This window comes from Lacticaseibacillus brantae DSM 23927 (assembly GCF_001436115.1).
In the GTDB taxonomy this organism is placed as follows: Bacteria; Bacillota; Bacilli; order Lactobacillales; family Lactobacillaceae; genus Lacticaseibacillus; species Lacticaseibacillus brantae.
Genome location: NZ_AYZQ01000011.1, coordinates 1 through 1168, shown reverse-complemented (window position 1 = coordinate 1168; position 1168 = coordinate 1). Strand labels below are relative to the sequence as shown.

Genomic DNA, 1168 nt, shown 5'->3' with positions numbered 1-1168 from the left:
AACATGGGTTCAAATCCCGTACGGGTCATATGCCGGCTTAGCTCAGCTGGTAGAGCATCGGTATCGTAAACCGAGGGTCACAGGTTCAAGTCCTGCAGCCGGCATTCAAAAAGCCATTCAACAGATGTTGAATGGCTTTTTTCGTGTGGTTCTACCCGGTACTAGCATCTTCCCCTTTGACACCAGCAATTACGATTCACGACTCACTATCGCCCATGACTGGTTGTGGGCTTTGGCTGACGATAAAATCTCGGCGTTCCATTCTGATCCCCACATGTTTAAACTCTACACTGACTATATTGATGGTAACCCTGAATTGCTCGCGCGCCACATCAATGATCTCAGCCGCAGTCTCATTGCTGCCACGGGCATTGCTGACGACACCATCATTAGTAGTATCCTCCAGGCTTTCAGTTGCTTCTCCACATCTGCCTTCGCACCTGCCTGGAACAACCAAACACGTAATCAATTCGAAGCGGTCTGGTCGCTCGTAAGGCCCGGCGTCCAAGCGGCGTTATACAACCAAAATTTGGATTAGTTACACCAAAAGAGAGCGCAGTCAGTGTTCACGGCTGCGCTCATTGTCATTTTCCAGCAATCACAGAATTTTCTCTCAGCTAATAAACGCGCTCCTCATAACCCTTAGGCCTAGGAACCGGTCGGTTATCGGCAATTGCCTGCAAAATGATGGCTTTTAGGCGATAGGCACCCGCCACCGAAAAGTCGTAGGCGCCTCCGCTTGTGACATTTAAATATTCCATAAAGGGGAAACTCTCACCAAACTTTTTGAGATAAGTCTGTTCAGCTTCATTAATAACTTCTTGCGCGCCACTTTCGATTGTGATCATTGTTTGTCCTCCTGATAGGCTTTTTTTGCTACTGTCCATAGATTACGCCAAGCAAATTGCGCTAGTTTATAGGTCCTTGGAATAATATTGAGCCAACACTTCTCTGGCCAGTTGATGCGCCATCTCATTTTTGGTGGGTTGACTCGCTGCCCGCTGCAAACTGATATCTTTCTCCCTGTCACCTTTCGTTTGTCTGATTACGGTTAGTATCGTTCACAATGTTCGATTCATTGCCCTTTGGCTTTCGGACACAAAAAAACACCAGCCATCAACTGATGACTGGTGCTATTCCTCCGGTTGTCAGGCTCGAACTGACGACA

Annotated in this window: 2 protein-coding genes and 1 tRNA gene; 2 read left to right on the top strand and 1 reads right to left on the bottom strand. The window is 47.6% G+C overall.

The genetic code is table 11. From position 1 onward, the window contains the following. The first annotated feature begins 31 nt into the window (after window positions 1-31). Together FC34_RS09465 and FC34_RS09910 are read left to right on the top strand one after the other, a co-directional pair. Window positions 32-104, top strand: a tRNA-Thr gene (locus tag FC34_RS09465). Between the two features lie 20 nt (window positions 105-124). Beyond that, window positions 125-538 carry a hypothetical protein gene (locus FC34_RS09910; RefSeq protein ID WP_162259774.1) on the top strand — a complete coding sequence of 138 codons (414 nt, stop codon included), beginning with the start codon at window positions 125-127 and terminating at the stop codon, window positions 536-538. 79 nt (window positions 539-617) lie between these two features. Here the strand turns inward: FC34_RS09910 and FC34_RS09460 are convergent, their stop codons facing one another. Further along, entirely contained in the window at window positions 618-848 is a 231-nt protein-coding gene (locus tag FC34_RS09460) for a hypothetical protein (RefSeq protein WP_057895189.1), read from the bottom strand. Between the last annotated feature and the right edge of the window lie 320 nt (window positions 849-1168).